Below are 25,894 nucleotides of genomic sequence, written 5' to 3' on the forward strand. Positions count from 1 at the left end.
CCGCGGCGCTGCTCCCGGCGCTCCGCGCCGGGAGACGGAGCGAGTCGCTTCGCTCCCCGCCAGGGAGCCGCTGCGCGGCTCGCAGTGAGCTGTCCCGTTGCCGTCGATCGAGTCGCTTCGCTCCTCTGAGTTTCCAAGATTAGGTTCTCACCTGCATCTTTCATCGTCCCGTTCGATCCGGTCCCCCACACCTCAACGAGGCTGGGGAAGCGGGGGTGCGCCCGACCCACCGCCAACTCGCCTTCCCTCACCGCTCCATGTCATACCCACAGCATACCACCCCACCCTCCACCAAACCCAAACAGACTAAAATCTCGAAACACCCAAGCTTGTTGATTAACAAGAGATTCCGAACCTTACAAGCTCACATATGTGCACAACACACGTAAACACCTACTCACCAATCTATTACCGAAACATGTTGTAAATCAGCATATTTCAAAAACACCACCAAACCGGATGAACCGGACACCGGCGCGCCGCCGACACCCCGGCGCCGGCACTCCCCCGGCACCCCACATCACAAACCGGGGACATGTCATCACACCAGGTCACAGCACCATCACACCCGGTAAAACCGACCCGTCACCCCCTAGCCTGGAAAGCCTGGGAGAACAAACATCGGCACAGAAACTCCGAATTACCTCCGGAAACCGCGTCCGCAGTGGGGCACCCTGTGAAGGTAACTCCGTCAAGGCCGACATCGCCTGCAACACGCCTAGACCTTCGGGGAACGTCGGTGAGCAGCCGAGAACCTGTGTTGGGTCGTGGGAGTTCCAGGCGTTGCCCCAGCGCTCGGCGAACTCGTCCTGGTCCGAACGTTCGCTCGCGCGTTGCACGTGCTAACCATCGAGAACGACAACCTCTGCCGCGGCTCACGCAGCCGACCGTTCGGCTGGCGGTCAGCGGCGGAAGAATGAACGCAGGGTGTGGCGCTGGTCCTAGACCGGGGTGGTGTCCTGACGGCAGGTGCAGCGATCGGCGGTAGGCACGGAGCGCATGACGGTGTCGACGTGTCGGCCGCAGCCGCCCCATCCGGTGTTGCCGCAGTTCGGGCAGGTGACGGGGTAACACATGGGGATCCTCCTGGGTACGGGTGCGGGGCTCGGGTGAACGGTTCGGGTCAGGCGCCGGCGACTGCGCGTCGTTCGGCGACCGTCGCGTGCACCCGAGCCATGTCGAGGGCCTTCACCTGGCCGATCAGGTCGTCGAGGGCGGGCAGTGCGCCGGCCGGGAGTAGACGAGCACGCCTTCGCGGAAGGCCATGATGGTGGGGATCGACCGGATGTTCGCCATGGCGGCGAGTTGCTGCTCGGCTCCGGTGTCGACCTTGGCGTGCACGATATCTGGATGCGTGGCCGAGGACTTCTCGAGTGCCGGGCGAAGACGCGGCAGGGTCCGCACCAGGAGGCCCGGAAGTCAGCGAGCCCGCTGTCGGCGATCGTGGACTCGAAGTCCACGATCGGTGAGGTTTTCGTTGCGATCGGTTGGGCTCCTTCGTCGATCGGGACTGCGTGTGGCCTGATCAAGCGGGGACGTGCGCCTCGGCCCAGGAGTTGTAGCCGCCGAGCAGGTCGGACACGGTCTCGAAGCCCTGCGCCCGCAGCAGCGACGCGGCGACACTCGACCGCCAGCCGCCGGCGCAGTGCACCACGATCGGCTTGCCTGTGGGTATCTGCTCGAGCCGGGTATGCAACTGCGCCAGCGGGATCGGCACCGCCCCCGGTATCGTCCCGAACTCCCGCTCACCCGGATTGCGGATGTCGACCAGGGTCACCGTATCGGCGGTGAGCAGAGCGTCGAGCTCGTCGATGGTGGTGCGGCGCGCCGACTGCACGAGATCAGTCAGCTCGGCGGGAAAGAGTCCGTCGCGGCCGACGGTGAGGTAGCCGATCGTATCGTCCGAGCCGATCCGCGCCAGCCGAACTGCCGCGTCCTGCTCCTCGCCCGGGTAGGTGATCAACACCAGCTTCTCGCCCACTTCGGCGACCATCCCGCCGGTTTCGGCGAACCGGCCGTCGAACCCGACATTGACCGAGCCGCGCAGATGCCCTGCTGCGAAGTCGTCCACGCTGCGCGCGTCGACCACCCGGATACCGGCGACGAGTTCGGCGCGCACCCGCTGTGGCGAGAGTTCGGGGATCGCCCGGTCTCGGGCGAGGAGAGGATGAACCCGCTTGTTCATCGCGACGTCGACGGAGAAGTAGGACGGCGCCGCGGGTTGGCCCTCGGTGACCAGCGCGACAAAGACGTCCTCACTCATCGGCTGCACCGACGGATTGGTGGCGCGCTGCTCCCCGATAGTCGAGGTCAGCTCGGTCGAAAGGTTCTTCCCGCAGGACGAGCCGGCACCGTGGGCGGGCATGACGGTAACCCGATCGGGCAAGGTCAGCAGCTTCTCGTGCACCGTGCGGTACATCGCCCGGGCCAGGTCTCTGTTGAATCCGTGGCCGAGGTTGACCAGGTCCGGCCGGCCGACGTCGCCGATGAACAGTGAGTCGCCGGTCAGCACCGCGGTCGGGGTCGCACCCGCCCGCTCGCGCACCAGTACCGAGATCGACTCCCAAGTGTGTCCCGGGGTCGACAGGATCTCGAGCTCGACCTCGCCGAGGCGGATTCGCTCGCCGTCGCGTAGGCGGCGGATCGGGTAGTCGGTCTCGGCGGCCTCGCCGAACCCGATCCACGCCCCGGTTGCCTCGACCAATTCGAGGTGGCCGGAGACGAAGTCCGCGTGGAAGTGGGTGTTGATCACACCCACGATTCGCAACCCGTGCTGGTCGGCGTCGTCCAGGTACTCGCCGATGTCACGGCGCGGATCGACCACCACCGCTCGGCCGGCGCTCTCGTCACCGATCAGGTACGACGCGTGCGACAGGCACTCGATGTAGTACTGCTCGAGAATCATGCGTTCCTCCATCGGGTCGATGTCCTCGGTATAAGCAACATGGTGCCATATACCCCATAGGGTATGTCAAATACCCCTTGGGGTATCAATCCTCGCTCGATTCGCCGCCGGGCGAAAACGGCGCATGGCTGCGCGACGGCCGCCTGGGCCGAAAACGCTGACCCTTTCCTATTCGATCCCTCACCCGTCCAGCCCCGTATCCGCACGCCTGCGCGAGGTTCCCATGACTGCACCGCCGAGCCGAACCGCCGCGGATCCTCCTCATCCCGTTGCTCGCTCACGTCGCGGGCAGCTGGCACACTTGCGTACCGGCATACCCCCTGGGGTACAGTGAGCGAGCTGCCACAGATACCCCCTAGGGTATGAAGGAGTTTGATATGCGCGAGGTAGACCTCGGTGAATTCGCCGTGCGCTGGGCCGACGGAATTCCCGTCGTGGATGTGCGCGAGCGGTGGGAGTACGTCGACGGGCACGTACCTGGTGCGCTGTTGATGCCGCTCGGCCAACTCGCCGCTCACACCGCGGAGATTCCCGCGGGGGGACGTCGTCTACGTGATTTGTGCGTCCGGTAACCGCAGCCGGGAGGGGGCCCGCATCGTCGAGGCCGCCGGCCGCGGCGCGGTCTCGGTCGCCGGGGGCACCTCGGGCTGGGCCGCCCTGGGCCGGCCGCTCGACACCGGAGACGGATCGTGAGCAAACCCTCACGCCCGACCTCGCCGATACGCGCTGCCAGCGCTTTCGTTCGGCCATCACCTCGAGGAGGACTTGTATGACCCGCAGTACGGCATTGGACGGCAACGCCCCGACGGCCGAGCCGATCACCAACGGCGGTGTGCTCGGCCGCATGGGCGCCGCCATGGCCGGGCACGCGAAATGGGTGTTCGCCATCTGGCTGATCCTGCTGGTCGCGCTCGGCGCGGCCGCGCCGTCGGTGTTCAGCTCGCTGGCCGGTGCCGGGTGGCAGGCCAACGGATCGGAGTCGGTGCAGGTCCGTGAGCTCGCGGAGCAGCATTTCGGGGGTAACTCCTCGGCCGCGGTGCAGGTGGTCGTGCACTCGGATACCCAGACCATCGACAGCCCGCAGATGCAGCAGACCCTGGCCGACGTCGGGACCGTCTTCGCGGGCGACCCGCGGTTCGGTGCGGTGATCGCACCGCAGCCGGGAATGTCGATCAGCCCGGACGGGCACACCGGCATTCTCATTGCGGGCGCGAACGCGAGCACCGACGACATGGTCAAGGCCGTCGACGAACACAAAGCGGAACTGACCGCCCTCGCCGGCGACGGAATCGAGGTGTACCCGACCGGCGCATCCGCACTGTGGAGCGACTTCAACAAGGCAAACCACGACGCGATGATTCAGGCCGAATTGTTCTCCTGGCCGGTGACGTTGGCGATCATGGTGCTCGCGTTCGGCTCGCTGGTCGCCGCCGGGCTGCCGCTGCTGTTGACCCTGGCCGGGCTCGTCGCCTCGGCGGGCGGCCTGGTGCTGCTCAACCAGGTCACCCCGATCTCGGTGTGGGCGATGAACTTCGCGATGATGTTCGCCCTCGCCCTGGGTATCGACTACGCGTTGTTCGTCGTCGCCCGCTTCCGCGACGCGATCCGTCACGCCTCCTCACCGCGTTCCGCGGTGGCCGAAACCATGGAGACCGCGGGCAAGGCCGTCGTCCTGTCCGGAATCACGGTGCTGGTCAGCCTGTCCGCCGTTCTCCTCGTGCCCGCGCCGGCCGTGCGGACGATGGCCGTCGGGATCATGCTCGCGGTGTTCTTCGTCTTGCTGGCCTCGATGACGCTTCTGCCCGCCGCCCTGGCCGCGCTGGGCGGCAAGGTCAACGCCGGCTCCCTGCCCTACTCCAAGCGGCAAACACACCGTTCGCCGCGGTTCGCCGCCTGGGGCGAACTACTGCATCGTCACCCGTGGCCGTTCGCGATCGGTTCCCTCCTGGTGCTGATCGCGCTGTCGATCCCCGTGCTCGGACTGAAGGTCGCGATGCCCTCGATCGAGGTCGTTCCCACCGACGCCCCGGTCCGCCAGGGCTATGAACTCGTCCAGGCCCAGATGGGCGAGGGCGCACCGGGCATGCTGCAGATCATCACCCCCGCCGCCGAGGGTGCCGAGACCGCCGCAGCGGCCGCGGCCACGGCCGGTATCGCCATGGTGACCCCGCCGCAGCCCGCACCGGACGGCAGTGGCTACGTGATGCTGCAGGCCATGCCGACCGTCGATCCCTCCGACGCACGAATGGGCACTATCCTCGCCACCCTGCGCGCGGATCTGCCCCCAGACGCGTTGGTCGGCGGGGCGCCCGCGGAGAACCTGGACCTGCAGCAGGCCCTGAACGACTACCTCCCGCTGATCGTCGCCATCATCCTGATCCTGGGGTTCGCGCTGCTACTGGTGGCGCTGCAGGCCCCGTTGATCGCGCTCCTCGGCACCGTGGTCAGCCTGCTCTCGACCGCCGCCGCATTCGGAGTCGCGAAGCTGATCTTCCAGGACGGTCACGGTGCGAGTCTGCTCGGCTTCACCCCCCAGGGCTTCCTCGACGGGTGGGGACCGGTGTTCTTCTTCGCGATGATCTTCGCAATCGCCATGGACTACACCGTGTTCCTGCTGGCCACCGCGAAGGAACACTACGAACGTTCCGCGGATCCGAAGGTCGCGCACGTCGACGGTCTGGCGCATTCGGGACGGGTGATCTTCGCTGCGGCCGCGGTGATGGTCGCGGTATTCTTCACCTTCGCCCTCGCCGACCCGTTGCCCCCGAAAGAGATGGGCATCATCCTCGGCGTCGCCGTCCTCCTCGACGCGGTGTTGATCCGGCTGATCCTGCTGCCGGTACTGCTGCGCCTGACCGGGCACGCCGCCTGGTGGTCACCGGCCTGGCTGCGCAAGGTCCTGCCGAAGATCAATTTCTCGCACTGAGGCCGGTGCGGAGGCGGGCCGGCGCGCCCCTTACCCGCCCCCGCACCGATACCCCGGGGGGTACAGTGGTGGAAGGTCTAGGAAAGGAAACCGCCATGGTCGGCGACGAAGACAGCATTGCATTGGTACTCAACCGGCTCCGCCGCGCCCACGGGCAGCTCGCCGGGGTGATCTCGATGATCGAGCAGGGACGCGACTGCAAGGACGTCGTCACCCAACTCGCCGCAGTCTCCCGCGCCCTGGATCGCGCCGGGTTCAAGATCGTTGCCACCGGGCTACGGGAATGCCTCACCGGCGAGCCCGAGGACGGCAAGAAACCGATGACCGAGGCCGAACTCGAGAAGCTCTTCCTCGCCCTCGCCTGAGCCTCGTTCACCCTGACCTCCCGTTCGACGTCGACGAAAGGTGACCATGACCGACGAACTCCCCGCCCGCGACTGGACGATCGAGCGGGTGGTCCCGTTGCTGGCCGGAACGATGGTGCTCGCGAGCGCCGCGCTCACCCTGGCCTTTTCGTCGTGGTGGCTGCTGCTCACCGGGTTCGTCGGCGCCAACCTGCTGCTGTTCGGCGCGGTGGGATGGTGCCCGGCGAGTCTGTTGCTGCACCGCCTCGGCGTACCGCGCCTGGCCGCGCCGTGTCCCGCCCCATCGGGACGATGACCGGCTCAGGTGACCGACCGATCCCATCCATATTCTCCGAGAGAAGGGCAGCACACGCTCATGACGCTCGCACTGTCGACCACCCTGCACACCTCGTTCGCCGACGCGGTGGACCGCACCCGCAAAGCCCTGGCCGACCAAGGCTTCGGGATCCTCACCGAAATCGACATGAAGGCCACCCTGAAGCAGAAACTCGATGAGGACATGGAGGACTATCTGATCCTCGGTGCCTGCAATCCGCCGCTGGCGCATCGCGCGGTCACCGTGGACCGGCAGATCGGGCTGCTGCTGCCGTGCAACGTCGTCGTCCGCGCCGACCCGAATAATCCGGGTGCGGTGCTGATCGATGCGATGAACCCGCAGGTGATGGTTCAGGTCGCCGACCAACCCGGGCTCGGGGCGGTCGCCGACGACGCCACCGCCGCATTGCAGGCCGCCATCGACTCCTTGGGCGCGGGCGCAGCGAAGGACTGACACCGCACCTGCCCATTCCCGTTGACGGAAAGGAGGATCGGTGACTCTGACCGTCGCGCTCGCCCTCGGAGCGATCATCGGCGTGCTGCTCGGACTCCTCGGCGGCGGCGGATCAATTCTGGCCGTCCCCGCGCTGGTCTTCGGCCTCGGTCTCGACCTCGAACAGGCCATTCCGATCTCCCTGCTGGTGATCGGCATTGCCTCCCTCGCCGGCGCCGTCCCGAAAATTCGCGAGCACCAAGTGAATTGGCGCATGGCCGGGGTATTCGCCGCCTGCGGCATTCCCGCCACCTTCGCCGGCAGCGCGGTCGGGCGCCTGCTGCCGCAATCGGTGGTGATGGTCGGTTTCGCCGCCGTGATGGTCGTCGCCGGGATCCGGATGCTGATGGATCGTGGTGACACCGGCACCGCCTGCGAGGTCGGGGACTCGGGGATCGACTGGCGCCGCTGCGCCCCCCGATCCATCCCTGCCGGAGTCGCGGTGGGCTTTTTGACCGGCCTGTTCGGTGTCGGCGGCGGCTTCTTGATCATCCCGGCCCTGGTGCTGATGCTCGGTCTGGACATGTCGGTCGCAATCGGCACCTCGCTGGTTATCATCGTCGCGAACTCGGCGGCCGGTCTCATCTCGCACCTGAGCGGCGCGAGCATCGACTGGGCGATCACCGCCGCGTTCGCGGGCACTGCCATCGCCGGGTCCCTGATCGCCGGTCATTTCGGCTCCAAGGTCGTCACCGACCGGCTGCAGCGGTGGTTCGCCTATCTCGTCTTCGCCGTCGCCGCCTATGTGCTGGTCGACACGATCTTGCTGCGCTGATGCCGCGGGCGGCTTGCGTCACACCGTTGCACCTATGCCCTCCCGGGTATGCGAACACCAGAGAATATGTGAGGAAGGAAACGAGTCATGGACGTGTCGATCATCGAGACCTCGAGCCTGGGCGATCGCAGTTACCTGATCAGCGACGGTGCCGTCGGCGTCGTCGTCGACCCGCAACGCGACATCGACCGGGTACTGGCCCTGGCCCACGACCGCGGCGTGCGGATCACCCACGTCCTCGAGACCCACATCCACAACGACTACGTCACCGGCGGGCTCGAGCTCTCCCGCACCACAGGTGCCGAGTACGTCGTCCCCGCCGGTGACGACGTCGGATACCAGCGGCGCGCCGTCGGTGACGGCGACGTCATCGACGCCGGACCCATCCTGCTACAGGTCATGCACACCCCCGGCCACACCCACCACCACGTCAGCTACGTGCTGCGCGAGACCACCGGCGGCATCCGCGGAGTCTTCACCGGTGGATCGATGCTCTTCGGCACCACCGGCCGCACCGACCTCCTCGGCAACGATCACACCCGGGAACTGACCCACGCCCAGTACCACTCGGTGCGCCGCTTGGCGGACGAACTCCCCGCCGACACCAAGGTCTACCCCACCCACGGATTCGGTAGCTTCTGCGCCGCCACCCCCGCGAGCGGGGACTCCTCCACCATCGGCGAAGAACGCACCACCAACCCTGCCCTGACCCAGGACGAGCAAAGCTACGTCGAGGAACTGATCGCCGGTCTGTCCGAGTATCCGGCCTACTACGCGCACATGGGCGTAGTCAACACCCAAGGACCGGCCCCGGTCGACCTGTCGCTGCCCGCACCCGTCGACCCGGACGAGCTCCGCCGCCGCATCGAGGCCGGGGAATGGGTGGTGGATCTGCGTGAGCGCACCGCCTTCGCCGCCGGCCACCTCGGCGGCACCCTTGGCTTCGAATTGTCGGACTCGTTCGTGACCTACCTCGGCTGGCTCTACAAGTGGGGTGCACCGCTGACCCTGATCGGCGAAAACGAAGACCAGGTCACCGACGCCCGCCGAGAACTGGTCCGCATCGGCATCGATGACCTCGCCGGTGCCGCGGTCGGCGAAATCCACACCCTCGTCGCCGGCACCGAACTGCGGTCCTACCGGGTCGCCGACTTCCCCGCCCTCGCGGAGAGACTTCCCGAGCACGACATCACCGTCCTCGATGTACGCCAACGCAACGAATACGACAGCAGCCACATCGACGGGGCGATCAACATCCCGCTCCACGAACTCGCCGACCGACAGGGCACCCTCCCCGACGGGGAGATCTGGGTGCACTGCGCCTCCGGCTACCGATCCTCCATCGCCGCCTCGATGATCGACCGCCCCGACCGCACCACCGTGCTGATCAACGACGAGTACGACAACGCGAAGGACACCGACATCACCAGCACCCCGTAGGTATCCGTGCGCACGCAGTGACCGGGGTACGACGGATCGCCGAGATCCTCACGCCCGCATGGCCTCGACCCGGATGGATGAGTCCGCATCATGGCCCCTCCGGAATCCTTGTGCGCCGAGCACCGACGCCAATGACACCGGGCAGCACCCCCGACCAGCACGGCCACGGCGAGGGTCGCGGCCCCGCTCTGATGTATGTCGGCGACCGCGTCGTGGGCCCGGCGCTGATCGCGCTGGAATCCCGAACTATAAATTCAAAGATCCCTCATCAAGAGCTTCAAGCATCTGCTGACGCTGCGACCTGGGCAGTCGATCGCAATGGCGCTGAGGCCGGAGGAAGATGGTCCGTACCGAGGGTGCTGAGGCGATCGCAGGCGAAGGCAGTGATGTCGAGGTCAAAGCGTGTAGACCGACGGGAGATCGCCGGAGAATTCGAGCGGGTGAGGGCTGAGTTTCATCGATTGGTCGGCGGCGCGAGCTCCGAGTGCTTCGACCGGCCCTCCGCGGGCACCCGCTGGACGAACGAGCAACTGTTGTTTCACATGGTGTTCGGCTACATGGTGGTGCGCCGTCTACTGATCCTGGTCCGGATCCTCGGCCGGCTACCGAACGGCGTCAGTTGCCGCTTCGCCGCCGCCCAGAACGCCTCGACGCGATTGTTCGACGAGGTCAACTATCGGGGAACGTGCCAAGCGGCCGGGTATTCAACCGTCACCGCATGGTGCGGCAATGCGACAAGGTCATCGATTCACTTCTGCGGAGTCTGGTGGAAGAGGCCGAGAACGACCTGCAGCGCGGCATGCACTTCCCCGACCGGTGGGATCCGTTCTTCGCGGACTACATGACCCTCGAGGACCTCTACCGCTGCCCCGCACAGCATTTCGCCTTCCACCGGCGGCAGCTCACCCTCGACTGACGATCGCCGGAAGAAGGGACATTCAGGTCGCGACCGGCAGGTCGGCCAGGCGCCACTCGAGCATGCCGTCGGTCAGCCGCGATGCCTGCCGGTCGTGGTCGGTCAGGAGCCGGACCGCGTCGTGCGCGAGCACGCAGTAGGCGCCGCGGCAGTAGGCGACGATCTCCTGATCTTCGGGCAGGTCCGCGAGACGATCGGCCAACTCGTCCAACGGAATCGACACCGCTCCGGGGATGTGCCCGGCCTCGTATTCCTCGCGGGGACGCACATCGAGGACCGTCACCTTCCCGGACCGGGCCCGCTCGAGCAGCTCGTCCCGGCTGACCTGGTCGGTGTCCGGACCCAGGTAGGCGGTGCGGGCGGCCTCGACATCGGGCAGGTGCTCGTTGGCGACTGTGCGGACCAGCGCGAACAGCTGCGCCACATCCGCACCGGCGAGCCGGTAGAACACCTTGGTGCCCTCGCGGCGGGTGGCGACCAGATTGGCTTGCTTGAGGGTCTGCAGATGCGCGGACGCGGTGGTCAGCCCCAGCTCGCTGGCGCGGGCGAGGCCGTCGACGGTGCGTTCGCCCTGGGCGAGCAGATCCAGCAGTTCGAGCCGCTTGCCGCTGCCCAGGGCCTTGCCGACCCGGGCGAATTGGTCGAACAGTTCCGTCTTCGCGATCCGATCACCCATGGCATTCTCCAATCATCTTTGGAATAGTGTAGAACATGGATCGGGTGTTCCGCCCGGGATGCCCTCAGCGCCGAGGCAGGGAGAAGGCCATGGCCGGGATCGATCTGGTACCGCTCGTCGACGAGGGGCTCGGCAACTCTGCCTACCTCGTGGATCTCGGCGACGGGCGGGCGTTGGTGGTCGACGTCAGCCGGGACCTGCGGGCGGTGCATGCCGCTGCCGCACGCCGCGGGCTGACCGTGGCGTTCGCGGCCGACACCCACCTGCACGCCGACTTCCTTTCCGGCGCCCGCCAACTCGGCGCCACCGGCGGGACCCGGGTGCTGGCCTCGGCGGCCGGGGACCGGGAGTTCCCCCACACCGGGCTGCGCGACGGCGACGAGGTGGACCTGGGTGGGTTGCGGTTGCGGGCGCTGATGACGCCCGGGCACACCCACGAGCACCTGTCGTTCCTGCTGCTCGACGGCGACACGGAGGTCGGGGTGTTCACAGGCGGCTCGCTGCTGGTGGGTTCGGCCGCGCGGACCGACCTGCTCGGCCCTGATCGCACCGAAGTCCTGGCTCGCGAGCAATACGCCTCGCTGCAGCGCCTCGTCGCATTGCCCGGCGACGTCGCGGTCTGGCCCACGCACGGGGCGGGCTCGTTCTGCTCCGCCCCACCCGGCGCGGACCGCACCAGCACCATCGCCCGCGAGCGCGCCACCAACCCGTTGCTCGCCGCCCCGGACGAAGACGCGTTCGTCGCCCAACTGCTGGGGTCGCTGGGCAGCTATCCGCCGTACTTCCGCCGGCTCGGCGAGATCAACCGGGTCGGTCCCCCGCTACTCGACCACGATCCGGTGCTGCCGGCCCTGACCGTCGACACCGTCCGGGCCCAATTGGCCGAGGGCGCCGCCCTGATCGACGTGCGCCCACTGGCCCGCTTCGCCGCCGCCCACATCCCCGGCGCCCTCTCGATCCCGCTGCGGCCGGTGTTCGCCAGCTGGCTGGGCTGGCTCGCCCCGGCCGACCGGCCCCTGATCATCGTCCGCGACCGAGACCAGGACGTGAACGAGATCGTCTGGCAGGGCTTGAAAATCGGGTACGACAATCTGATCGGCGAACTCGACGGCGGCCTCGCCGCCTGGACCGCCGCCGAACGGGGGGTGGCCGCCACGGCGCTGACCGGCCCCGACGGGGTCGGCAATGTCCGGGTCCTCGACATCCGTCAACGCCCCGAATACCTGGCCGGGCACCTGCCCGGCGCCGTCCACATCGAACTCGGCGCCCTCCCCGGCCGGGTCGACGACCTGCCCCGCGAGCCCACCGTGGTGATGTGCGGGCACGGCGAACGCGCGATGGGCGCCGCGAGCCTGCTCGAACGCGCCGGGCACCGGAACCTCACGGTGCTCGAGGGCGGACCCGACGACTGGGCCGCCGCCACCGGCCGCACCCTCGAGACCGGCGCATGAGCACGCCCGCGCCCCGGCCGATCCGGCTCGGCCTGGGCGCCAACCTTGCCCAGTTCAGCCTGCTCGTCGCCGTCAACGCCCTCGTCGGTGGCATGGTCGGCCAGCAGCAGACCGTGCTGCCGCTGCTCGCCGCGAACGAATTCGCCCTCACCGGTTACACATTCATCTTCACCTATGTGGCCGCGTTCGGGATCACCAAGGCCGCCGCCAACTACTTCGCCGGGACCTGGTCGGACCGCTACGGCCGCAAGCCGGTACTGCTGGTGGGCTGGCTGTTCGCCATTCCCGTCCCGTTGATGCTCATCGCGGCCCCCAATTGGTGGTGGGTGGTCGCCGCCAACGTGCTCCTCGGCATCAACCAGGGCCTGACCTGGTCCACCACCGTGGTGATGAAGATCGACCTGGTCGGCCCCCGCCGCCGCGGCCTGGCGATGGGCCTGAACGAGGCCGCCGGCTACGGCGCCGTCGCCGTCAGCTCACTGATGGCCGGCTACCTGGCCGAGCAGTACGGGCTACGGCCCGCCCCGTTCCTGCTCGGACTCGCCTACACCGCCCTCGCGCTGCTGCTGTCCGGGGTGTTCATCCACGAAACCCGCGACTACGCGCGCCTCGAGGCCGCCCAGCACATCCCCCGCGCGGACGGTCGCCGCGATCACCTGCACGCGGACCTGACCGACCGCCAGATCGCCATGGCAACCAGTTTCACCGAGCCCGCCATGTCCTCGGCGAGCCAGGCCGGCCTGGTCAACAACCTCAACTTCGGCCTCTCCTGGGGCCTGTTCCCCCTGCTGTTCGCCACCGCAGACCTCAGCGCCGGACAAATCGGGTTGCTGTTCGCCCTCTATCCCGGGGTGTGGGGCGCCGGACAATTGGTCACCGGCGCCCTGTCGGACCGTATCGGCCGCAAGCACCTGATCACCGCCGGCATGACCCTGCAAGCCGCAGCCCTGGCGCTGATCGCCGCCTCCCACGGCTTCCTCGGGTGGGCCGGCGGCACGGTGCTACTCGGAGCCGGCACCGCCATGGTCTACCCCACCCTGCTCGCCGTAATCGGCGACGTCGCCCACCCGGCCTGGCGCGGCCGCGCCGTCGGGATCTACCGGGTCTGGCGCGACAGCGGCTACGCCGTCGGCGCCATCGCCGGCGGCATCGTCGCCGACCTGATGGGCATGCACGCCGCCGTCTGGGGCGCCGCCGCCGTCAGCGCCGCCGCCGCCCTCGCCGCCGCGGCCCGCATGTACGAAACCCACCCCAACCCCATCCGCATGAGCACGGAGCGTGCGCCGAAGGGGTGAGACCCATCCGGCGAGGACGTAGGCCGCCTAGTTCGGCTGCGCCGGTTGCGCCTCCAGACGCTGCTTGAGCGTGGCCAGATTGCGCGGCATCTCCTTGCGGGCCTGCGGGCGCACAGCCAGTGGGACGAGAACCTTCCCGATCCCGTGGCCTACGAAGTCCACCGCGATCGTCACCCGGGAGCGATGTGCGGAGTCGAGCGGATCGACCGTCACATCCACGACCGCCCGGATCGGGCCGTCGACACCGTGCACACCCCACGTACTCGGTGGGTCGATATGCGTGAGTTCGGCGGTCACCGAACGTTCGGCGAAACCGATACGGCGCGCGGTGCGGCATTTCTCACCGACCTGCGGGGTCCCACTGCCGTCCATGTGCCCGCCGACGACACCCTTCTGCCACTCGACGAAGCGGGTCGGGTCGGTGACGTAGGCGAACACCTGCGCCGGTGGGCGGGCGACGTCGATGCTGGTCGTGATCGGCGCCATCAGCGCTGCTCACTGTCGACGGCGTCGAGGTAGCGCTGCAGGTAGAGTGGCCACCCGGCGTCGTGCCCGACACCGTCGCGGACCGCTTCCCAACCCTCGCCGTGGCGCTCGAGGTTGCGGTGCTCGAGCTCGACCCGGGTGCGATTGTCGGATTCGGCGATGAACCGGACCTCCACCTCGCTGGTCTTGTCCGGGTCGGTCTCGATCTGCCAGTGCCCGTTGATGTCCCAACTGAACACCACCCGGTTCGGCGGCTCATAGGCCAGTACTCGCGCCCACCGGCATTGTGTGCCGTCTTCTCCGCGGTCGTAGATGTGGCCGCCCACCCTCGGTTCGAACACGGTCTCGGCGATCGGGACCGCCATGATGTTGTGCTCACGCGGCTTGATCGCATCGAATCGCTCGATGAACAGCGCGAACGCGCGCTCGAGCCCTGCGTTCACCACGATCTGCTGTTGCACCGGTTCGGCGTGTGTTTGTGTCATGACCTCTCCTGCGGGTTGTTCGACCGCGTCCTTGTATGCGGTCAGGGCCTGTGCCCAGAACCGGTCGAGCTGGGTGCGCAGCACGCTGATGCCGGCCGGGTCGAGGTGATAGATGCGGCGTGTTCCGACTGCCCGATCACGGACCAGTCCAGCGTCTTTGAGCACCTTCAGGTGCTGCGAAACCGCTGGCCGGCTGATCGGCAACTCGCGGGCGAGCTCACCGACCGCGCACGGTCCCTCGGCCAGACGCTCGAGGATCGTGCGCCTCGTTCGATCAGCGAGGGCGCCCCATTCGTCTCCAGCTTGGTAAGTATCTACGAACGGTAAGTCTCTGCTTACGAAGAGTTGTTGTCAACAGTGTCCCGCGCACCGTTTGGCTAATCGGCGATTGGCCTGGTCCGGCGTTGTGCTGCTGACGGTTACCAGAGCATGAGAGGCAGACCGGCGGCTTCGGCACACCGGATCCGCTCTTCGATGCTGTCGGGATCGTCGCCGCGCGCGAGTCCGGTACGAATGGCGGCGGCGACCGCGCGGATGCGCCCGGCGGGGGCGCGGACATCGGCGAGCGGGTTAGCGAGGTTGCGGCGGCGCAGGTCGGTACTCGGTGCGGTTGACGGCGTTAGTCCCCAGCTGCATGTGCGCGGGTTGGTGCAGCCGGCGAAGTCGCACTGGTGACACAGCACCGTGTCGTCGGCGCCGGACCACCCGAGCCGCGGGATGATGCCGTATTCGAGCTGGTAGGCGAACAGGTGGGCGGGCACGGTGCCCCGGCGGGACGGGCCGGGCAGGCTCGCCGCCCTGAAGGAGCCGTGCCCGGTGGACGAGACACTGCCGAGCCACACCGTGCACCGACCACCCGGGCGTCGGTAGGTCTTAGCTTCGAAGCGCGCCACGACCGCGGGTCGTCGAGCCAGGACCTCCACAGCCGTTCGGGGACCCGGATCGGTTGCGGCTGGCCGATCAGGGCGAGTTGCTCGACTTCGCGACCCGTCGTGGTCGCGGGCATTCCGGGCAGCATCGGTGCGGCGGTGACCATGGGTTATCTCCGCTCTCCGGGCTCGTCGGCGCTGTTACCGGTGTTACCGGTGTTACCGGTGTTACCGGTAAGGCTAAGGAGGTATTCCTGTCAGGTTGATGGGGGACCGGAAGTTCAGCCAGGAAGTCGTCGACCCCCGGCGAGCGCGCTGTTGACTATTGCGATGGGCAGCTGTGGGCGTCTATTGGAATTCGCGGATCGAGAGAGTAATCGGTAACGGTGAAAAAACTCGAGAAGCAGAGATCCGGCCGAGAATGTGAAAGCATTCCCGGCCGAACCCCTGTCTGGGGAATTCTCGACAGCAAAGTACCCGCAGACGTTCGTGCCGTGGTCGTCGTCTTGCCCTTGCACGCCGGCGCAGCCGAGACCTGGTTTTGCCCGCCGGGCAACTTCTTCATTTCTTGGGTGTTGTCTACTCAGCCCGTCTTGTGCGGGTCCCCGTGTTCCGGTCGGGGGTTCCCGGTCAGGTACGGGTGGGTGTCTATGTCGATGCTCTCCTGGATCGGTTCGAGTCCGATCTGTGGCCACCCAGCCGTCACCGTGAGTTCGGAGTCGAGGTTGTCGATCCAGTAGCGCGGACATGTGCGGTACTGCGTTGTCGAGCAGGGACGGGGTGGCCGGGTGACCGGGAGGTATGGGTCCGCCTCACCCTCGAGGTCCCCGACACGCACCCGCACACAGAGATACGACCAGCTCCCGGAAAAGTCGTCGGGGTTGGTCAGCGGGCGAGTCTCGTGGTGCGCGAGCTCGGCGCAGAGGTTGGTCGCCGCCAACGTCAGACGCAGTTGCATTCCGGTGGGGTAGGCGGTGATGCCGTCGAGCTGCAAGGTCACACCGGGGTGTGCGGCGAGGACCCGCCGGCCGCCCGCGTGCACCCCGCCGGTGCTCGGGGGTGGCTGCGCCGGCCACCGGTGTCTGCGCATGTCTCGATCGTCTCACCGCTGCCCGACGAAAGTCACGACCAGTTCCAGGCGAGTCACACCCGACAAGCGCGGGAGCTCGTGTGTGGTTTACGTGCCGGCGGCGATGAGTTCGGCCACCCGGGTACCGATCTCGGTTGTCACTGCCGCTTTCCACGACACCACTTCGACCTGCAGGTGCGGCATGCGGATGACGATGTCTCGAATGCTGGAGGGTTCATCGAGTATCCCGGTCGGGTCCGAATCGACCAGCATCGCGCCCACCGCGTTCACCGCCCGCAGCCGGGAGGTGTCGACAATCTTGTACTGGGGGTAGTCACCCGTATAGACCCTGCCCGCGCGGATGAGTTCCATCTGCTCCGGCGTTGTCGCCCGCTCCCTGATGACAACATGGACTTCTCTGTTGTCCTGCTCATTCGCCCAGAGGCCTTCGAGGAGGGCCGACTCGTCCTCCCGAGGATTCATACTGTGTGCCGGTGACAGTCCTTCCAGGAATTCCGGTATGGCCGCCGCGATCGTCGAGGGATCCAGCGCAGCCGCGGCCGGTGCTGCGGGCCGCTCCTTCTGTGTTGTGTCCTCAGGTGAGCTGCCTGCGACGAGGTCGAGCAAGGTGCGGCGTTGATGCGGGCCGAGGCCACCGATCCGTTGAGCCTCGGCAATCGAGAGCCCGCCGAGAATGTGTGCTGCCCGCACCGCATCCACCCCGGGAAGAGCCTTCACCACCACACTGACGCGGGTCTTGCTCACGATCGTGTCGGTCTCCGCCCGCGCGAGGACAGCGGCGATCGGAAGCTTCCCGGCCTGGATTGCGGCAAGAAGGTCGCCGCGGGCCTGGCGGATCGCGGTGGCCTTCGCCCACGCCTTTGCTCGCTCTTCGGGGGTCAACTCCGGAAAGTCCATAACCTGCTGCTCTCCTCTACGGCCCTATTTTTGTCGCCCGCCTATCTCACCATCACCGCACCGAGATACGGCGCGATTCGCGGGATCCAGCATGCGCCCGCCTAGTGGGCAGTGGTTGAAAGTGAACCGATACACCGAATACCAGAATGTGGCATAGGGAGGATGCGGCAGAGAGACAGCTGTGTCTGCGACCACCGGCTCACGCTACGGTGTCACCACTCACCTGATCTGTTCACGAAGGAAAGACCTGTGCCTGAGCGCTCTGCTGCCACTGAGGGCCAGGTTGTCGATCTGGCCGCAGCACGTGCCGCCCGGACCCGCGCATTACTCTCCGGCACCCGCCCGGTCTCGGACGTGCTGGCCCGCGCGGGCAGCCCGGGGGTGCGGAATCTTCGCGTCGATCAGCTGATCGCCACGTACCTACCGGGGGCGGCGCTCGGACCGGCCGCGATCATGGCCGTGTTGGGCATCGCGGAGGACAGCCTGGTGGGTGATCTGACGGCCGAGCAGCGCCGCAAAGTGCAGCAGGGAATCGAAATCCAGCTCACCCACGGCTGGTAACCAGCAGCCAAGCCTTCAGCACTACCCCAAGGCTCGAGGTTCGCGAATGTGAGGACCCTCCGGCCGCAGGGGAGGCGGCCGGAGGGTCTGACTGTCGCGGCAGGGGTGCAGCCCGTGATCACGCGCCAGCACCCATTGAATACCCGTTGCCCCCTGGATTACTCCTCAATCGAACCGAGGCCTGCCAGCACGCGCCCTGGCGCTTGCTGATCTCCTCGGCGGCCCGATGCCCCGGGGGGTGAGGATGCTGGTGGGCGACTCACCGTGCCCGAAATCATGCGCGCGGGTGCTCGAGCGGATTAACTGGCCTACGGGCCGTCGCGTGATGAGGGCGCGGCTGCCCAACCATGGAACCGAACCACAACGAGTAGTGGAGGCAGCACATGGCAGGTATCGCCTCGAAATTCGACAAGGCCTACGAAACCCGTCCGATCGAGGAACTCGCGCAGGCCCCCGTCGCCGCGCTCGAGGGAGTCAGCGAGTCCGACGCCGAACACCTGAAAGCCGCGTTCAACATCAAGACCGTCGCCGACCTGGGCACCAACAAGTTCTTCCTCTGGGCGCAGGCAGTCGCGAAACTCGCCGAATAGACCCCGGACCCGGGTCGGCAACCGCCCCAACCCGGGGTGCAGAGGAATACCCCCGCAGACCCCTCGAGGCTGCGGGGGTATCTCCGTCACACGGCGGTGCTCCATTCATGCGGACGGACGGCGCCGCTTCCTCCGCTGTCCGATCTGCGCGACCTCCGAAGGGTGCGACCTTGAAGTCGCGTCCACGCTGCCCGCTCATGCGGTTCCTCCATCCGTCTCGATCCGATCCCCTGCCAAAGCCAGCTGGTCGCCGCTGCCCCACACAAAAATCGAGGACGACACCCTGGGGCGGAATCGAAACGGTTGATCCACCCGGGGAGGCTGCGGCACGTGGATACACTTGTGCCACACGCTCATTGCCACTTCTGAAGCCGACCACGACAGACCTCAGGAATCTCCCGGGTGGGAGCGCGGCGACAAGACCACCAGCGCACCGAATCCCGGGGCAGGGGTGTGTGTGCTGTGCGCCATTTCCGCTGGTCAAGGAGAATTCAGGTGCGGATTCGGCACCACTACCCACCGCCGAGCATCAGGCAGCGGTGCCACAGTGCGGCAGAGTTGACGTGCGCCTGAGGGCGGGCGGTGAGCCTCTGGAACTCAGCGACACGAGGCCGCCGCCCCGGGATGGGTGCGATCGAGCTCCTTCGCCAGCGCACGCAGCGCGGTCTCGGCCTCGAGCGCCCGCGGCGTGGTAGGCGTCGGTCATCTTGCGGCCCACATCGCTGACCGCACCGATCGCGGTAGCCAGGCCACGACCGGCAGTCTCGAGCACAGATCCGAGCTTGTTCAGGTCGCTGCCATTCGCCAGCACCCCGCTGGCCTCCTGCGTATGCACCTGCTCGAGTTCGTTGGAGACGTCCGCGTCCTCGACGGCCTCTGCGGTGTCCTCCTTGTCGTACGGGACTTCTTTATCGAGGTCGATCTCGGAGGTCCCCACTTCGGCCGTGGAATCAGCCCTGTTCCGGGTGTGGGCTCGCGTCGAGATGGGGCACCTCGCCTACCAGCCAGCCGTCGGGGTATCTCCCCGGTGGCTGGGTCGCTTCGATCGTCTGCTCGGGTTCGGGGCCCGGCTTGGCGACAAGGTGTTCGTGGGACAGCTCGATGAGCTTGTCGAACGAGGGCAGGCTCTTGACCGCGACGTAGCTCAGGGCGAGGCGACGACAACGATGTCTTCAGCAGCGGACTGAAGGGTTTTCTCGACGAAGTCGTGGTCACCTCGCGTCACTGATGCCACCACGACCTCACACGTGACCGGTCATGGGCTCCTCTCGGGTCTGCCCCCGTCGCGGGGTGTCACGCGTTCTCGCCGTACCCAGTCGCAGCCGGGGCGGTGCCGATACAGTTGCGGCAGCGCCGCACCCGCCCGTGATCGGCGATCGCGGCGAGGCAGCGGAGCAGCTGCCACGGCGGTGCGCACCCGGCCCGGTCGCTCGACCGGGTGGTCGCCGGCATCCGGCCCTGTACGCGAACGGGGTCGCGGTCATAGGGGTTGGTCGCTCGACGCTCGATCGCCGACCGACGTCCCGTATCGCGCGATCGACACGGCGCGCGACGAATACCGTGCGCGGATGACGTACGGATTCGATCCGCTGGGTCCGTCGATGGCGAACGATATTCCTGTCGACGCCGCGGTGCTGTTGCGAAGTGTCGCTCCGGATCTGACCGACGACGAGCGCCTCGACATACTGCGACGCACCGCGATTTCCGCGGGTTCCCCCCTCGATCGTGCCGACAGCGACGGCGGGTGGGTCCGGATCGATCTTGTTGCCGCGTCCGCAGCGGCATAGGGCGATGTACGTACCCGAACGCTGTTGCAGCGCTTGACCGTCGTATGAACGTTCCCGGCCTGTGAGCTCACTCCGGCCGAGTCGCATCAGGGTTCGAGTTCCGGGTCTTCCCCGATGTTGCTTACGGCATGCGGGTGATTGACTGGAAAGCGGCTCGGACATCTGGCCAAATTCCGCTTTTGCGTACTCGAATTCGACCGGAAGGTTTGTCATGAACCTGATCGTGTGCCCTTCGGGCCCTGATGATGTATCCGTGCTTCGGCGCGGGATATGCATCGCAACCGTGGTGGCATGCCTGCCGTATCTTCTGCTGAAAGTCGCATGGATCATGGGTTGGACGATCGGCGTCGAAAATGCCGGTTTCGCCGACACCACCCGGGTCGCCAATCTCGCTACCTCCGGTATGGAACTGGTTGCGATCGTGATCGCGATCGGGCTGGTCGCCTCGTGGGGGAGAAGGATCCCTGCCTTCGCAATCGCTTTCCCCGTCTGGGTTGCGACCGGTCTGCTCGTCCCCGTTGCAGTCGGTTCGGTGCTGGGCGGTGTGATCCAAGCGGTGACCGGTGGCGGAAACGCATACAGCGGCAACGACGAAATGGCCGGGTGGGTATTCGGTTTGGTGTACGGAGGCTTTGCGCTGCAGTCCGTCCTACTGTTGGCCGGTTTCGTTCTCTACGCGCGCGATCGCTGGGCGGTCGTAGCCGACGGTGGCCGCATGCGCGATGGCGCCGGAAAGACCCGTCCCCTGCAGAATCTCCTGGGGGCGGTCTTCGTCGTCGCTGCGGCGATCTTCGCCCTTCAACAGCTGAGTTGGGCGGTATGGGGTGGTGGGATGTTCTCCGATCTGACCACCGCTCAAAGGGTGTTCCTCGTAGCGGGAGCCCTGTCCGCTGTCGCAGGTGCCGCGGCCGTGGTCGGTCTACTCAGGGGGAAGCGACTCACAATCTCCGGGCTGACGCTCATCTGGTTGGGCACCTCCGTGACGTTCACCAGTGCGCTCAAAGACACGTTGACGACCCTCGCTGTAGACGCCGAGGCGTGGGGCGCGTCCCGCCAAGATCCGGGTAATGCGTCGCTGACCCTGCTTGTCCTACTCGGCGCATTCGCTGGCGCCATCGGAGGTGCGCTGCGTCTCGTCGAGGAAGTGTCTCCGGCGAGCGAGGTCTCGAAGGTCGCGGCGTGAGTAAGTCAGACCATGAATCGTCGGCGTTGCCGCGCTTCGCCGCAGAGAAAGTTGTCCAACTCCAGACCCGCTCGGGGTTCGTCTTGTACACCGATTGGTGCGTATCCCGACGCTGCACTACGAACTTTCCGGCGTCGCGGACCTACCCCAATAAATAAGCGGAGAGTTCAGCCCCCCCCAGGGTTCTATCGGTCATTGCAACACCTTCGGCGAGGTGGTGTTGGAATGGCGAAGAATGCGGATGCTGCTGCTCAGGCCCGATTTCTGGGGTTGGTTCGCGACGGACGAGGTCTCAAATACTCCGCCCGCACCGCCGGAGTCCATCTCGATGTCGGTTATCAGTGGTTGCGCGCGGAGTTCTTATTTCTCCGTGAAGGAGGTCTCGACTGCGAGCAGTCTCGAGCCACCTTGGGGTGTGTGACCTCGAAGATCGCTGTGTGGGAGGCGTCCTTCATCTCGGGTAGCTACAACCGGCACCACTTGAGGGTCGAGCGAAGCCGAGAGAAGACCTTCTGGTCTGCGTTTGCGGTGCGCCGGACGGTGCGGCAGTCAGCCGTGATCGCCGGGGTGGGTAGCTCGACAGCGTATCGGTGGATCGAACAGCGGTATTACCAACTCCGTGCGGACGGTGTTAGTGAAACCCAGGCTCGGCGCCGGCTGCGGCTGAGCAAGACCAGGGCAGGGGCGTGGGAGTCCCGGCGTGCACTGAGAAACAGAAAGGCCGAGCGCGGCCGGGATGAGTCGATCCAGGTGGCGGTGCGTGAGTCCGCTGCGCGTATCGCCGCAGAGCTGGCGACGAAAGCAGCGTCGAGACTGTCGCGGTCCGCGGTCCGCGACACGCGGTATTGGGAATTGATCACCCAAGGGGAAACGAATATCGCAGCCAGCACACTCGTCGGTGTGACTCGCCAAACCGGGATCAATATTCAACGAAGGGCGCGACAGCGCAAGACTCTGACCGGCGCCGACGTGCCGTCGGAGCGGTATTTGTCTTTGGTGGAACGGTTGCAGATCGCCGACCTGGACCATTTGAAACTGTCGATCCGCGCCATCGCCAGGGAGATCGATCGGGCGCCGTCGACGGTCAAACGTGAACTCGACCGGCACCGCGATAGCCAGGGCCGTTACCTGCCTCATGTCGCCGATGAGACGGCCCGTCGAAACCGCAGCCGGCCACGTGAACACAAGCTGCTCGCCAACGACGTGTTGCGCCGGGTCGTACAGCGCAAGCTCGATCGGTTCTGGTCGCCGGAGGAGATCGGCGGCTGGCTGAAGCTGAAGTATCCGGAGGACAGCTCGATGTGGTTGTGCATGGAGACGATGTACCGGGCGTTGCTGGTGGCAGGCGGGAAGGGTCTGGACAAGAAGTACACCGCCAAATTGCGCAGTGGTCGGAGCGTGCGTAAACCTCGGTGGTTGGGGTCGGCGAGATCACTCGGTGCGGTGCGGAACATGACGATGATCGGTGACCGCCCGGAGGAGGTCGACACAAAGGTCGAGGTGGGTCATTGGGAAGGGGATCTCATCCTGGGGTTGCGCTGTCGATCGGCGATGATGACCCTGCGGGAACGGAAAACCCAGTACGGGATCATCGTCAATCTCCCCGTCGATCACACCGCCGAATCGGTGAAAAATGCTGTCATCAAAGCCTTTGCGGGCCTACCGAAACGAATGCGCAGAACGTTGACGTGGGATCAGGGAACGGAGATGTGTTTGCACCGAGAGATCTCCGCGGCCCTGGATCTGAAGATCTACTTCGCCGAACGTTCCAGTCCGTGGCAGCGGGGTGCGAACGAGAATTTCAACGGGCTCACTCGACAGTATTTCCCGAAGGGCACCGATCTGTCGGTGCACAGTCACGCTCATGTGCGGTCGGTAACGCGTGAGCTCAACACTCGCCCACGGAAGAACCTGGAGTACGCAACTCCCGCCACGGTGTTCAATGCCGAGCGACGGGCCACAGCTCACCGGCGCCGCACTGCGCTGGAACTCGCGATGGCGACTGCGGTAACGTAACCCGTGAGCTGGGAAGACCCAGATTTCAATAGACTTGTGTTGCAACGACAGTGAGAATCCGCCCCCCATCACCGGACATTTTGGGGGGCGGGGTCTTACGGGAATCCGCAGGTCGGGCGCGGCTACGAAAACCGTTGGCGGTCGGCGACGACGGGTGTGTGCTGTGGGATTCTTTCACCGGTGTCATACCTCGCCATGCTGTTTCGTAGATCCATGACGGTCGGCGGCATCTGCTGCAGAGATAGCGGCGCGCAGCTCGGACACATCGAGTGCGGGCACCTGGTCCTTCGCCGAGCTTCCCGCCGAGCTGGCCGGTCTGCCGCTCGATCAGGTGCAGCTCAAGGCACCAACATGGTGGGGATCAGCGCACTCGAGAGCCTGTTCACCCCGAACCCTGCGACGGCGCCGCAGGCCATCGCCGCAGAAGCACCGCCGTTGCCCGATGCGCCGCTGTCCGCCCCGATCGGCGAACTCGCCGAATCCGACCACGGACTGATCATGTGCATGGGCAAAGGCGGGGTCGGCAAGACCACCATCGCCGCCGCCCTCGCCGAGGGCGTAGGCGCGTGCATTCGAACATCGGATGCCGTAGCGCGGTGCGGGTCGGTCGGGCTTGACCGTCGAGTCGGCTCGACGGGATGGTGACGCACCCGAGTGCACCGCGATGACGGCTGGCCGGTCCATCGAAGCCGGTTCACCCATGGATCCTCACCCCCCTCGGTGACGCCGTGCGGTCACTCAGGCTCCTGTCGACGGTGCGGGGACGAGTAGCACGGGTCGGCGGGCGTGGTGGACCAGTTTGGAGGACACCGATTCGCCGAGGAACCGCTCGAACAGGGACATCACGCCGCCACGGGAGGTGCCGATGATGATCATCAGGGCGTCGTTGGCTTCCGCGATCGTGGTCAGCAGCTGCGCCGGGTCTCCTTCCCGCGAGTAGTAGGCCCAGTTCCCGGGCATCGTTGCCAGCATGGTGCAGGCCTCGCGGCGTTGCTGTTCGACGGAGTCGGCGAAGCGTTCTTCCCAGTCGTCGCGGTCGGGTTCGATGGGCATGTCGTCGATGTCGACGATGTGCGCGACGTGCAGAAAAGCATCGAGGCGGCCGGCGAGGTCCATCGCGTATGTCAGGGCGGCGTGGCTGGCGGGGTGCCGGTCGAAGCCGACCACCAGATGACACACCGCCGGGGTCGGGGCGGCGGGTCCGTCCACCCGCAGCGGGGTGCGCCAGTCCCGCAGGTTGTCCCGGGTGGCGTGGCGGTTTTCCTTCTTGGTCATTGCTCTTCTCCTCACACCGAAGCCAGGGCGAGACCGGCACCGCCGGCGACGATCGTCAGCAGCAGGGCGCCGACCGCGTTCGCGAGACCGGCGGCGTATTGCTGGTGTTGGATCAACCGGGCGGTCTCGAAACTGGCGGTGCTGAAGGTGGTGTACCCGCCGCAGAACCCGACACCCACGATCAGCTGGATCTCTCGTGGAACACCGTGGAAGAGGATCAGGCCGGTGACGAACCCGAGGAGCAGTGACCCGGTCACGTTGATCGTCGCCGTCGCCCAGGGGAATTCCGACGCCTTACGGTGTTTGATCGCCCCATCGATCACGAACCGGGCGATCGCGCCGAGGCTGCCGGCGCAGGCGATCCACAACATCATCATCGCTCCGCCTCCGTGCACCGCAACCGAAGTTGCGCGCCGACCGAGATCCCGGCGGTGGTGGCCACCAACCCCACCAGCACGGTGCCGGCCGCGTAGCTGCCGGCGGCCCACCACTGGTGGCCGCGCAACAGGAGGTCGGTGTCGACGGCGAGGGTGCTGTAGGTGGTGAACGAGCCGAGGATCCCGGTGCCCACCGCCAGGCGCACGCGTTGCCGCCACCGATCGTCCGGGCCGAGCCGGGTCAGTGCCTCGAGCAGCAACCCGAGCAGGAACGCCCCGATGATGTTGATCGCGAACGTGGTCACCGGCCAACCGCCCGCGACGGTGGGGAACCACACCGCGAGCTGGTAGCGCAGCGGGGCCCCGATCAGGCCCCCAGCTCCGACTGCGGCGATCGCGGCCGGGCGTACATGCAGCGGTCCCGGGGTGCGGGGCGCGGTGTCGGGATCGACCGGCAGGGTGGGATTCGGGTCGCGGCGACCGTCCACGGGCAGGCTCCTTCCACAAAAGGGAAAGGAGCCATCAGCCCCGAGGTGGGGCGGTTCAGACAACCCCTTCGCAGGGTGGTCTCGGCGGAGATCCATCGCCGCCAAAGAGCATAACCTGGCGGCCGGCGCCTGTCCGTGAGGCACACCCGAGGCGGGTTGGCCGCCGCCCTCCCGGTCACCAGGCCACCCCGTCCCTGCTCGACCACGGGCTATCCAGTACCGCACCTGTCCGC

25 protein-coding genes and 5 pseudogenes are annotated in these 25,894 nt (G+C 66.7%); 17 read left to right on the forward strand and 13 right to left on the reverse strand.

Features of this window, described 5'->3' with window-relative positions:
• Window positions 1–1,123: 1,123 nt before the first annotated feature.
• A pseudogene (locus GFS60_RS34555) lies at window positions 1,124–1,484 on the reverse strand (thioredoxin family protein).
• Between the two features lie 41 nt (window positions 1,485–1,525).
• A complete protein-coding gene (locus tag GFS60_RS34560; protein ID WP_159929172.1) occupies window positions 1,526–2,905 on the reverse strand; it encodes an MBL fold metallo-hydrolase in 1,380 nt (459 codons plus the stop codon).
• 377 nt (window positions 2,906–3,282) lie between these two features.
• Here GFS60_RS34560 and GFS60_RS34565 point away from each other — a divergent pair.
• From GFS60_RS34565 to GFS60_RS34600, 8 genes and pseudogenes are all read left to right on the forward strand, one after another.
• Window positions 3,283–3,598 (forward strand): annotated as a pseudogene (locus tag GFS60_RS34565) (rhodanese-like domain-containing protein).
• A gap of 76 nt (window positions 3,599–3,674) precedes the next feature.
• On the forward strand, window positions 3,675–5,831 hold the full coding sequence (locus tag GFS60_RS34570) for an MMPL family transporter (RefSeq protein ID WP_159929174.1): 2,157 nt from the start codon (window positions 3,675–3,677) through the stop codon (window positions 5,829–5,831).
• 95 nt (window positions 5,832–5,926) lie between these two features.
• Window positions 5,927–6,196: a metal-sensitive transcriptional regulator gene (locus GFS60_RS34575; protein ID WP_054249022.1), complete on the forward strand. Its 270-nt coding sequence runs from the start codon at window positions 5,927–5,929 to the stop codon at window positions 6,194–6,196.
• A 46-nt stretch (window positions 6,197–6,242) separates the two neighbouring features.
• The gene (locus tag GFS60_RS34580; protein ID WP_054249023.1) at window positions 6,243–6,491 is read left to right on the forward strand and encodes a YgaP family membrane protein; all 249 of its coding nucleotides are present in this window, start codon (window positions 6,243–6,245) and stop codon (window positions 6,489–6,491) included.
• 60 nt (window positions 6,492–6,551) lie between these two features.
• Window positions 6,552–6,965: a DUF302 domain-containing protein gene (locus tag GFS60_RS34585; RefSeq protein WP_128644098.1), complete on the forward strand. Its 414-nt coding sequence runs from the start codon at window positions 6,552–6,554 to the stop codon at window positions 6,963–6,965.
• 40 nt (window positions 6,966–7,005) lie between these two features.
• Complete coding sequence (locus tag GFS60_RS34590; RefSeq protein ID WP_159929176.1) at window positions 7,006–7,779, forward strand: sulfite exporter TauE/SafE family protein; 774 nt, start codon at window positions 7,006–7,008, stop codon at window positions 7,777–7,779.
• 87 nt (window positions 7,780–7,866) lie between these two features.
• A complete protein-coding gene (locus GFS60_RS34595) occupies window positions 7,867–9,219 on the forward strand; it encodes an MBL fold metallo-hydrolase (RefSeq protein WP_128644096.1) in 1,353 nt (450 codons plus the stop codon).
• A gap of 386 nt (window positions 9,220–9,605) precedes the next feature.
• Window positions 9,606–10,135 (forward strand): annotated as a pseudogene (locus GFS60_RS34600) (DinB family protein).
• 22 nt (window positions 10,136–10,157) lie between these two features.
• On the opposite strand, the gene GFS60_RS34605 reads toward GFS60_RS34600, so the two are convergent.
• Window positions 10,158–10,811, reverse strand: coding sequence for an ArsR/SmtB family transcription factor (locus GFS60_RS34605; RefSeq protein ID WP_128644095.1), 654 nt, complete (start codon window positions 10,809–10,811; stop codon window positions 10,158–10,160).
• Window positions 10,812–10,900: 89 nt separating this feature from the next.
• Here GFS60_RS34605 and GFS60_RS34610 point away from each other — a divergent pair, with 89 nt between their 5' ends.
• Together GFS60_RS34610 and GFS60_RS34615 are read left to right on the forward strand one after the other, a co-directional pair.
• A complete protein-coding gene (locus GFS60_RS34610; RefSeq protein WP_128644094.1) occupies window positions 10,901–12,262 on the forward strand; it encodes an MBL fold metallo-hydrolase in 1,362 nt (453 codons plus the stop codon).
• Window positions 12,259–13,557, forward strand: coding sequence for an MFS transporter (locus tag GFS60_RS34615; protein WP_159929179.1), 1,299 nt, complete (start codon window positions 12,259–12,261; stop codon window positions 13,555–13,557). Before GFS60_RS34610 ends, GFS60_RS34615 begins: the two co-directional genes overlap by 4 nt.
• A 27-nt stretch (window positions 13,558–13,584) precedes the next feature.
• On the opposite strand, the gene GFS60_RS34620 is transcribed toward GFS60_RS34615, so the two are convergent.
• The 6 genes and pseudogenes from GFS60_RS34620 to mihF form a co-directional block, all read right to left on the reverse strand.
• Window positions 13,585–14,043 carry an SRPBCC family protein gene (locus tag GFS60_RS34620; protein ID WP_159929181.1) on the reverse strand — a complete coding sequence of 153 codons (459 nt, stop codon included), beginning with the start codon at window positions 14,041–14,043 and terminating at the stop codon, window positions 13,585–13,587.
• On the reverse strand, window positions 14,043–14,528 hold the full coding sequence (locus GFS60_RS34625) for an SRPBCC family protein (RefSeq protein ID WP_201453718.1): 486 nt from the start codon (window positions 14,526–14,528) through the stop codon (window positions 14,043–14,045). The genes GFS60_RS34620 and GFS60_RS34625 overlap by 1 nt, the downstream gene beginning before the upstream one ends.
• A gap of 18 nt (window positions 14,529–14,546) precedes the next feature.
• A pseudogene (locus tag GFS60_RS38830) lies at window positions 14,547–14,846 on the reverse strand (ArsR/SmtB family transcription factor); the annotation flags it as partial.
• Window positions 14,847–14,947: 101 nt separating this feature from the next.
• Window positions 14,948–15,564, reverse strand: a pseudogene (locus GFS60_RS34630) (hypothetical protein).
• 416 nt (window positions 15,565–15,980) lie between these two features.
• Window positions 15,981–16,487 (reverse strand): hypothetical protein, encoded by a 507-nt coding sequence (locus tag GFS60_RS34635; protein WP_063786613.1) that lies wholly within the window; start codon window positions 16,485–16,487, stop codon window positions 15,981–15,983.
• Window positions 16,488–16,574: 87 nt separating this feature from the next.
• Window positions 16,575–17,384 (reverse strand): integration host factor, actinobacterial type, encoded by an 810-nt coding sequence (gene mihF / locus GFS60_RS40205; RefSeq protein ID WP_063786612.1) that lies wholly within the window; start codon window positions 17,382–17,384, stop codon window positions 16,575–16,577.
• A 249-nt stretch (window positions 17,385–17,633) separates the two neighbouring features.
• On the opposite strand from mihF, the gene GFS60_RS34645 reads away from it, so the two are divergent.
• Together GFS60_RS34645 and GFS60_RS34650 are read left to right on the forward strand one after the other, a co-directional pair.
• Complete coding sequence (locus GFS60_RS34645) at window positions 17,634–17,945, forward strand: hypothetical protein (RefSeq protein WP_054247271.1); 312 nt, start codon at window positions 17,634–17,636, stop codon at window positions 17,943–17,945.
• 383 nt (window positions 17,946–18,328) lie between these two features.
• The gene (locus GFS60_RS34650; protein WP_054247269.1) at window positions 18,329–18,535 is read left to right on the forward strand and encodes a hypothetical protein; all 207 of its coding nucleotides are present in this window, start codon (window positions 18,329–18,331) and stop codon (window positions 18,533–18,535) included.
• 529 nt (window positions 18,536–19,064) lie between these two features.
• On the opposite strand, the gene GFS60_RS40525 is transcribed toward GFS60_RS34650, so the two are convergent.
• The gene (locus GFS60_RS40525; RefSeq protein ID WP_054247268.1) at window positions 19,065–19,472 is read right to left on the reverse strand and encodes a hypothetical protein; all 408 of its coding nucleotides are present in this window, start codon (window positions 19,470–19,472) and stop codon (window positions 19,065–19,067) included.
• A 7-nt stretch (window positions 19,473–19,479) separates the two neighbouring features.
• Here GFS60_RS40525 and GFS60_RS34660 point away from each other — a divergent pair, with 7 nt between their 5' ends.
• The 5 genes from GFS60_RS34660 to GFS60_RS34680 all read left to right on the forward strand — a co-directional run bounded on the left by GFS60_RS34660 (window position 19,480) and on the right by GFS60_RS34680 (window position 24,166).
• Window positions 19,480–19,722, forward strand: a complete 243-nt coding sequence (locus tag GFS60_RS34660; protein WP_054247266.1) for a hypothetical protein — start codon at window positions 19,480–19,482, stop codon at window positions 19,720–19,722.
• A gap of 381 nt (window positions 19,723–20,103) precedes the next feature.
• The gene (locus GFS60_RS34665; RefSeq protein WP_054247264.1) at window positions 20,104–20,322 is read left to right on the forward strand and encodes a hypothetical protein; all 219 of its coding nucleotides are present in this window, start codon (window positions 20,104–20,106) and stop codon (window positions 20,320–20,322) included.
• 211 nt (window positions 20,323–20,533) lie between these two features.
• Window positions 20,534–21,505 carry a hypothetical protein gene (locus GFS60_RS34670; protein WP_159929183.1) on the forward strand — a complete coding sequence of 324 codons (972 nt, stop codon included), beginning with the start codon at window positions 20,534–20,536 and terminating at the stop codon, window positions 21,503–21,505.
• 225 nt (window positions 21,506–21,730) lie between these two features.
• Window positions 21,731–23,521 carry an IS30 family transposase gene (locus GFS60_RS34675; protein WP_236603670.1) on the forward strand — a complete coding sequence of 597 codons (1,791 nt, stop codon included), beginning with the start codon at window positions 21,731–21,733 and terminating at the stop codon, window positions 23,519–23,521.
• Window positions 23,522–23,872: 351 nt separating this feature from the next.
• A complete protein-coding gene (locus GFS60_RS34680) occupies window positions 23,873–24,166 on the forward strand; it encodes a hypothetical protein (protein ID WP_054247260.1) in 294 nt (97 codons plus the stop codon).
• Between the two features lie 93 nt (window positions 24,167–24,259).
• Here GFS60_RS34680 and GFS60_RS34685 read toward each other — a convergent pair whose 3' ends face one another.
• Genes GFS60_RS34685 through GFS60_RS34695 form a run of 3 tightly spaced genes read right to left on the reverse strand, consistent with a single transcriptional unit; the run spans window position 24,260 to window position 25,661 of the window.
• Complete coding sequence (locus GFS60_RS34685) at window positions 24,260–24,796, reverse strand: universal stress protein (RefSeq protein ID WP_054247257.1); 537 nt, start codon at window positions 24,794–24,796, stop codon at window positions 24,260–24,262.
• Window positions 24,797–24,807: 11 nt separating this feature from the next.
• Window positions 24,808–25,173, reverse strand: coding sequence for a fluoride efflux transporter CrcB (gene crcB, locus GFS60_RS34690; RefSeq protein ID WP_054247256.1), 366 nt, complete (start codon window positions 25,171–25,173; stop codon window positions 24,808–24,810).
• Window positions 25,170–25,661, reverse strand: a complete 492-nt coding sequence (locus GFS60_RS34695; RefSeq protein WP_054247254.1) for a fluoride efflux transporter FluC — start codon at window positions 25,659–25,661, stop codon at window positions 25,170–25,172. The genes crcB and GFS60_RS34695 overlap by 4 nt, the downstream gene beginning before the upstream one ends.
• Window positions 25,662–25,894: the final 233 nt, after the last annotated feature.

Source organism: Rhodococcus sp. WAY2 (assembly GCF_009859915.1).
Taxonomy (GTDB): domain Bacteria; phylum Actinomycetota; class Actinomycetes; order Mycobacteriales; family Mycobacteriaceae; genus Rhodococcus_F; species Rhodococcus_F oxybenzonivorans.

What these genes read in the sequence shown, in the direction of transcription:
- GFS60_RS34620 (WP_159929181.1), bottom strand. Translation starts at nt 14,043, where the DNA reads ATGGCGCCGATCACGACCAGCATCGACGTCGCCCGCCCACCGGCGCAG.
- GFS60_RS34685 (WP_054247257.1), bottom strand. Translation starts at nt 24,796, where the DNA reads ATGACCAAGAAGGAAAACCGCCACGCCACCCGGGACAACCTGCGGGAC.
- mihF (WP_063786612.1), bottom strand. Translation starts at nt 17,384, where the DNA reads ATGGACTTTCCGGAGTTGACCCCCGAAGAGCGAGCAAAGGCGTGGGCG.
- GFS60_RS34580 (WP_054249023.1), top strand. Translation starts at nt 6,243, where the DNA reads ATGACCGACGAACTCCCCGCCCGCGACTGGACGATCGAGCGGGTGGTC.
- GFS60_RS34560 (WP_159929172.1), bottom strand. Translation starts at nt 2,905, where the DNA reads ATGATTCTCGAGCAGTACTACATCGAGTGCCTGTCGCACGCGTCGTAC.
- GFS60_RS34675 (WP_236603670.1), top strand. Translation starts at nt 21,731, where the DNA reads ATGGCGAAGAATGCGGATGCTGCTGCTCAGGCCCGATTTCTGGGGTTG.
- GFS60_RS34670 (WP_159929183.1), top strand. Translation starts at nt 20,534, where the DNA reads ATGAACCTGATCGTGTGCCCTTCGGGCCCTGATGATGTATCCGTGCTT.
- GFS60_RS34605 (WP_128644095.1), bottom strand. Translation starts at nt 10,811, where the DNA reads ATGGGTGATCGGATCGCGAAGACGGAACTGTTCGACCAATTCGCCCGG.
- GFS60_RS34575 (WP_054249022.1), top strand. Translation starts at nt 5,927, where the DNA reads ATGGTCGGCGACGAAGACAGCATTGCATTGGTACTCAACCGGCTCCGC.
- crcB (WP_054247256.1), bottom strand. Translation starts at nt 25,173, where the DNA reads ATGATGATGTTGTGGATCGCCTGCGCCGGCAGCCTCGGCGCGATCGCC.
- GFS60_RS34665 (WP_054247264.1), top strand. Translation starts at nt 20,104, where the DNA reads ATGACGTACGGATTCGATCCGCTGGGTCCGTCGATGGCGAACGATATT.
- GFS60_RS34650 (WP_054247269.1), top strand. Translation starts at nt 18,329, where the DNA reads ATGGCAGGTATCGCCTCGAAATTCGACAAGGCCTACGAAACCCGTCCG.
- GFS60_RS34610 (WP_128644094.1), top strand. Translation starts at nt 10,901, where the DNA reads ATGGCCGGGATCGATCTGGTACCGCTCGTCGACGAGGGGCTCGGCAAC.
- GFS60_RS34635 (WP_063786613.1), bottom strand. Translation starts at nt 16,487, where the DNA reads ATGCGCAGACACCGGTGGCCGGCGCAGCCACCCCCGAGCACCGGCGGG.
- GFS60_RS34625 (WP_201453718.1), bottom strand. Translation starts at nt 14,528, where the DNA reads ATGACACAAACACACGCCGAACCGGTGCAACAGCAGATCGTGGTGAAC.
- GFS60_RS34615 (WP_159929179.1), top strand. Translation starts at nt 12,259, where the DNA reads ATGAGCACGCCCGCGCCCCGGCCGATCCGGCTCGGCCTGGGCGCCAAC.
- GFS60_RS34570 (WP_159929174.1), top strand. Translation starts at nt 3,675, where the DNA reads ATGACCCGCAGTACGGCATTGGACGGCAACGCCCCGACGGCCGAGCCG.
- GFS60_RS34680 (WP_054247260.1), top strand. Translation starts at nt 23,873, where the DNA reads ATGGTGGGGATCAGCGCACTCGAGAGCCTGTTCACCCCGAACCCTGCG.
- GFS60_RS34595 (WP_128644096.1), top strand. Translation starts at nt 7,867, where the DNA reads ATGGACGTGTCGATCATCGAGACCTCGAGCCTGGGCGATCGCAGTTAC.
- GFS60_RS34585 (WP_128644098.1), top strand. Translation starts at nt 6,552, where the DNA reads ATGACGCTCGCACTGTCGACCACCCTGCACACCTCGTTCGCCGACGCG.